Source organism: Streptomyces sp. NPDC054840 (genome assembly GCF_053611065.1).
Map to the genome: position 1 here is coordinate 1 of NZ_JBSGZP010000533.1, position 5,282 is coordinate 5,282.

Here is a 5,282-nt window from a genome sequence, read left to right on the forward strand (position 1 = left end):
CCCCCTACGGGGCCCCCACCACGCCCGTCCCGCTGACGACCGCGCCGCGCAGGCGCCCGGCCCTGATCGGCGCGGCCCTGACGGCGGTGGTGGCGGCCGCGGTCGTCGGGATCGTCCAGTGGATGCCCGACGGGAACTCCGGTGACGACGACGCGGCCGACGCCCGGGCCACCCGGCCCGCCGTCGCCACGCCGGCCGGCACCCAGGCTTCCACTCCCGGCGCGAAGGCGAGCACGTCCAAGGCCGGCCCCGCCCGCGGCAGCATGCTCACCCCGCAGAACATCCGGATCGCCCTGGACGCGCTCAAGGAGAAGACCGGCACCACCACCTTCGTGGACCTCACGGTCTACGAGGGCTACGTCCTCGCCTCGATCCCCACCGCCCCCGGGGCCGACACCGTCGACGCCTGGCAGTACCGCGACGGCACCGCCAGGCGCACGGGCCCGGACGGCACGGTGGAGGAGGGCGAGCCGCTCATCGATATGGCGACCGTCAACTGGGACGCGCTGCCCGGCCTGCTGGATCAGTCCAAGAAGGAGGTGGGCATCGAGAAGCCGACCTCGACCTATGTGATCGTCGAGCCCTGGATGATGGACCAGGTCCCCTGTATGCGGCCCTACCTCACCGACGAGTACGGTCGCGGCGGCTACGTACTCGCCGGTATCGACGGCAAGGTCAAGAAGGTCACCAAGTTCTGACATCGTCCATCCGTACGCATGTACGCATGTACGCATGTACGGTCCGACAGGTTCAGAAGTACGGCCACGATGCCCAGTTGGCGCACCACCCTCACGGCAGCCGGAATATCCGGCCCCAGGCTGCGCGAGGACTACACGCACGCCGCGCGCCGGGTGCTCCGCCGGGAGTCCGCCCCGTACCTGGCGCTGCGGCTGCTGGCCGCGCCGCCGCTGGTGCCCGTCCTCGCCGCGGGTCTCGCCTTCATGAACCTGGTCGACGACATCGCCGAGACCGGTACCCCGCAGCAACGGGCCGCCGGCCTCGCCGCGTTGTCCGAGCGGGTGGAGGCGGCCCTGACGTCCGGGGACAGCCCCGACCCCCTGCTGCGGGCCTACGCGCACGCGGTGGATTCCCGCGGCCTGCCCGCGCACTGGGTCTCCCGCTTCCTGGAGGGTGCCGCCACCGCCGAGGCCGGCTTCGAGGGCTTCGCCGAGGAGGAGGACTTCCAGGCCTACCTCGACGCCTACGCGTGGCCCGGGGTGCTGGTCTTCACCGGACTGCAGTACCGGGGCGGCCCGGACCCGGAACAGGCAGCGGGCTGGCGGCGGTTCGTCGACGCCGCCCAGCGCGTGGACTTCCTCGCCGACCTCTGCGGCGACCTCGCGGGTGGCCGCCTCTGCATCCCGCGCGCCCGGCTCGACGAGCACTCCGTGACCCGGGCCGACCTGGAACAGGCCCGCGACACCCCGGCCGTGCGGGCTCTGCTGGCCGCCGAGTGCCGGCGTGCCCGTACGGCCCTGGAGGCCGCCGAAGGCATCCTCGACCTCGCCAACCCGGGCTGCGTCCCGTCATCGCGACCATGGGGGAGCTGATGGCGCACCAGCTGACCGCCGTGGAGCGGGCGGGAGCTGCCGCCCTGCGCCGGGACACCGGATACGGCCTGGCGGCGCCCCTGCGGATCCTCGTCCGCGCCGCCCGGCATCGTCCGGTGTGAACCGGCGCGGGGAGATTCTTCCTAGTAGGCCCCGTTGACGTTGTCGATCGAGCCGTAGCGCGCGGCCGCGTAGTTGCAGGCGGCGGTGATGTTGGCGACCGGGTCGTAGGAGTTCTGCGAGGTGCCGGGCACGTGGTAGGCGCGGAAGGTCGGATCGATGACCTGGAGCAGCCCCTTGGACGGGATCCCGTTCTTGGCGTTGATGTCCCAGTTGTTGATCGCCAGCGGATTGCCCGAGGACTCCCGCATCACATTGCGGTGAATTCCGTTGTAGGAGCCGGGAATACCATGCTTGGCCATGACGTCGAGGGACTCACGGATCCATCCGTCGAGATTGTTCGTGTAGGCGGTGGCCGGCTTGGCAGCGACCTTGAGGGCGGGGCGGGCGGCGGACCTGCTCGCGCGATCGGTCTCCGCCTGGACGCCGAGCTTCAGTTTGGTGCCGGGCCGGATGATCGACGGATTGTCGCCGATGACACTCCGGTTCGCCGCGTAGAGCTGCTTCCAGCCGCCGCTCACGGAATGCTCCGCCGCGATCTCCGAAAGGGTGTCGCCCGCGACCACGGAATACGTCGTGGGTGCGGCGGCCGTCTCCACCGCCCCGGCGGTGGTCGCACTGATCAGCGGGAGAGTGAGGGCCGCGCCACCGGTGCCGGCGAGAGCCAGCTTGCGGGTGATCCGGTAGTGCTTCGGCCGACGGTGCTTACCCTTTGCAGGCATGGCGGAATTCCTCACGTGGGGGGACGGAGATCCCTGGTGGCGGCCGTATTCGGCAGCTGACCACCGGGAACGAGGTGACCGTAGGCGAGCGCCCCACGCGGGAACAAGACCCGAATTCCACCGATAGATCGACATCTCGCTATCAGCCGGGTAAATGACCTTGAAGGGGTATCGGTGCAATAGTCGATTCCCTTTCCGGGAAAAGGGAATCGGCTGTTCTGCGGAGATGATGTTGAGGTGTCCGGTGTGGCTCACATCACGGTTTGACGGCCCGATGGTCAATACGGGCAAGTCCACTCTCCAAGGCCCTCATTCGGGCGACTCGCTCGTAGGCGGCGAATCGCCCATCAGGGACTTTTTCCGGCGTGAAGTCGGCCTGTGCGCGCTCCAGGGTCACCCCAACCGCTCCAGCGCGGCCGTCACGGCCGTCACCGCTCCCCGCGAGGCCGGCAGCAGGGGCAGCCGGACGTCCGGCGTCGGGATCCGCCCCTGGGCGTGCAGGACACCCTTGAGCACCGCCGGATTGGGCTCGGCGAAGGCCGCGGCCGACATCCGGGCCAGCGCGTGCCCGAGCGCCCGCGCCCGGACCACGTCACCCGCCCGCCAGGCCGCGGCGAGCTCCGCGAAGCGGCCCGTCGCCAGATGCGCCGAGGCCAGGATCCCGCCCACCGCACCCAGTGCCAGCAGCGGGGACAGGTACACGTCGTCACCGGCCAGCACGTCGAACCCGGACGGCAGGTCGCCGAGCAGCGCCACCGCGTCCTCGCCGATGCCGCCGCCCGCGTACTTCACTCCGGCGACCCCCGGCAGCGCGCCGAGCGCCAGCAGCGCGGCCGCGTCCAGCGCCTGTCCGGTGCGGTAGGGGATGTGATAGACGATCAGCGGTACCGGGGTCACCTCGGACAGCCGCGCGAAGTGCGCCAGCACCCCGGCGGTCGAGGGCCGGACGAACGGCGGTACGGTCACCAGCGCCGCCCGCACCTCGGGCCACCGGGTCAGCCGGGCCAGTGAGGCCTCGGCGGCCCGGGTGCCGCCGGCCCCCGCGCCGACGGTCAGCGGTGCGCCCCGGTCCCCGCAGACCCGGGCGCACACCCCGGTGACGAGGTCGCGCTCCACCTCGTCGAGGCCGGCCGCCTCCGCGGTGGTGCCGAGCGCGACGATCCCGCTGGCGCCCGCGTCGAGAACCTCGTGGGCGAGCGCCTCCAGTGCCTCGGCGGCCACCTCCCCGGAGCGGGTGAAGGGAGTGACGAGCGGTACGTGAATCCCGTGCAACGGGAGGGTCTGTGCGATGTCCTGTGCCATGCCCAGAGCCTTGCCCGCCCGAAGGATCAAATCCAGTTCGCGTTCCTTACCCAACCCGTAAGCTGAGCCGATGCTTGATGTACGACGCCTGCGCCTCCTGCGCGAACTCGCCCGCCGCGGAACCATCGCCGCCGTCGCCGAGGCCCTCACCTTCAGCCCTTCGGCGGTCTCCCAGCAGCTCGGTGTCCTTGAACGGGAGGCCGGCCTGCCCCTGCTGGAGCGCACCGGCCGCGGGGTCCGCCTCACCCCGGCCGGCCAGAACCTGGTCCGGCACGCAGAGGCCGTCCTCGAACGGCTGGAGCAGGCCGACGCCGATCTCGCCGAGGCGCGCGGGGGCCTGGCCGGAGCCCTGCGGATCGGCGCCTTCCCCACCGCCACCCGGGCCATCGTCCCGGCCGCGCTGATCACCCTCGCCCGGCGCCATCCGGGACTGGAGCCGATGGTCTCGGAGATCGACCCGGCGGCGGTGGCACACGCCCTGCGGGCCGGGGACCTGGACGTGGCGCTGGTGCACGAGTACGACTTCGTACCCGCCGAGTCCGAGCCGGGACTGGCCACCGAACCGCTCTACGGCGAGGCGATGTACCTGGCCGCGCCCGCCGCCGAGGCCTCCGACCCGCCCGAGGCCTCCGGCCCGCCCGAGGCCTCCGACCCGCCCGAGGCCTTCGGCCGGCCCGGTGGATCCGACCAGGGCGCCGCCTTGCGTACGCACGCCCGGGCGCCCTGGATCACCGCCACCCCCGGCACCCTCTGCCACGCCATGACCGTCCGGGCCTGTCAGGCCGCCGGCTTCACCCCTCGGGTGCGCCACCAGGTCGACGAGTTCGCCACCGTGCTCGCGCTCGTCGCCGCGGGTCAGGGGGTGGCCGTCGTACCGCAGCTCGGGGTCGCGGGCCCGGCCGATCCGGCCGTACGGCTCACCCGCCTGCTCATGGAGCGGCGTACCGGCCTCGCCTTCCGCAGCGGAGCCGGCGCGCACCCGGCCGTGGCGGCCTTCGGCGCGGCACTCCGGGCCGCCGTACCACCGGATCTGGCCGGGTCGCGCGCCGGAACGTGACGCAACTCCCGTACCGCGTGCCGTCCGTGTACGTTCGGTGATCCAGACGGATTCGATCAGAGCGGGGTACGACGTGACACATCGCGTACGAGGGATCATCGCCCGGAGCAAGGGCGCACCGGTCGAGACGACGACGATCCTCGTGCCCGACCCGGGACCCGGCGAGGCCCTCGTCCGGGTGCAGGCCTGCGGGGTCTGCCACACCGACCTGCACTACCGCGAGGGCGGGATCAACGACGAATTCCCCTTCCTGCTCGGCCACGAGGCCGCCGGAGTCGTCGAATCGGTCGGCACGGACGTCACGTCCGTGGCCCCCGGTGACTTCGTGATCCTGAACTGGCGCGCGGTGTGCGGCACCTGCCGCGCCTGCAGGCGCGGACGCCCCTGGTACTGCTTCGCCACGCACAACGCCACCCAGCCCATGACCCTGGAGGACGGCACCCCGCTCTCCCCGGCCCTCGGCATCGGCGCCTTCGCCGAGAAGACCCTGGTGGCGGGCGGCCCGTGCCCCCAGGTGGACCCGGCGGCCGC

6 protein-coding genes and 1 pseudogene are annotated in these 5,282 nt (G+C 72.2%); 5 read left to right on the top strand and 2 right to left on the bottom strand.

Features of this window, described 5'->3' with window-relative positions; translation table 11 throughout:
- The 3 genes and pseudogenes from ACWGIU_RS28855 to ACWGIU_RS28865 form a co-directional block, all read left to right on the top strand.
- Nucleotides 1–698, top strand: a pseudogene (locus ACWGIU_RS28855) (hypothetical protein); the annotation flags it as partial.
- A gap of 69 nt (nucleotides 699–767) precedes the next feature.
- On the top strand, nucleotides 768–1,550 hold the full coding sequence (locus tag ACWGIU_RS28860) for a squalene/phytoene synthase family protein (RefSeq protein ID WP_453710632.1): 783 nt from the start codon (nucleotides 768–770) through the stop codon (nucleotides 1,548–1,550).
- Nucleotides 1,538–1,672 carry a hypothetical protein gene (locus ACWGIU_RS28865; protein WP_453710634.1) on the top strand — a complete coding sequence of 45 codons (135 nt, stop codon included), beginning with the start codon at nucleotides 1,538–1,540 and terminating at the stop codon, nucleotides 1,670–1,672. The genes ACWGIU_RS28860 and ACWGIU_RS28865 overlap by 13 nt, the downstream gene beginning before the upstream one ends.
- 21 nt (nucleotides 1,673–1,693) lie before the next feature.
- On the opposite strand, the gene ACWGIU_RS28870 is transcribed toward ACWGIU_RS28865, so the two are convergent.
- Together ACWGIU_RS28870 and ACWGIU_RS28875 are read right to left on the bottom strand one after the other, a co-directional pair.
- Nucleotides 1,694–2,392: a transglycosylase SLT domain-containing protein gene (locus ACWGIU_RS28870; RefSeq protein WP_453710636.1), complete on the bottom strand. Its 699-nt coding sequence runs from the start codon at nucleotides 2,390–2,392 to the stop codon at nucleotides 1,694–1,696.
- A gap of 393 nt (nucleotides 2,393–2,785) precedes the next feature.
- Entirely contained in the window at nucleotides 2,786–3,694 is a 909-nt protein-coding gene (locus ACWGIU_RS28875; protein ID WP_453710638.1) for a dihydrodipicolinate synthase family protein, read from the bottom strand.
- A gap of 70 nt (nucleotides 3,695–3,764) precedes the next feature.
- Between ACWGIU_RS28875 and ACWGIU_RS28880 the strand changes: the two genes are divergently transcribed.
- Nucleotides 3,765–4,751, top strand: a complete 987-nt coding sequence (locus ACWGIU_RS28880) for a LysR substrate-binding domain-containing protein (RefSeq protein ID WP_453710640.1) — start codon at nucleotides 3,765–3,767, stop codon at nucleotides 4,749–4,751.
- Nucleotides 4,752–4,824: 73 nt separating this feature from the next.
- The coding region (locus tag ACWGIU_RS28885; RefSeq protein WP_453710642.1) for an alcohol dehydrogenase catalytic domain-containing protein at nucleotides 4,825–5,282 on the top strand (458 nt) is incomplete at its 3' end.

What these genes read in the sequence shown, in the direction of transcription:
- ACWGIU_RS28880 (WP_453710640.1), top strand. Translation starts at nt 3,765, where the DNA reads ATGCTTGATGTACGACGCCTGCGCCTCCTGCGCGAACTCGCCCGCCGC.
- ACWGIU_RS28860 (WP_453710632.1), top strand. Translation starts at nt 768, where the DNA reads ATGCCCAGTTGGCGCACCACCCTCACGGCAGCCGGAATATCCGGCCCC.
- ACWGIU_RS28875 (WP_453710638.1), bottom strand. Translation starts at nt 3,694, where the DNA reads ATGGCACAGGACATCGCACAGACCCTCCCGTTGCACGGGATTCACGTA.
- ACWGIU_RS28865 (WP_453710634.1), top strand. Translation starts at nt 1,538, where the DNA reads ATGGGGGAGCTGATGGCGCACCAGCTGACCGCCGTGGAGCGGGCGGGA.
- ACWGIU_RS28870 (WP_453710636.1), bottom strand. Translation starts at nt 2,392, where the DNA reads ATGCCTGCAAAGGGTAAGCACCGTCGGCCGAAGCACTACCGGATCACC.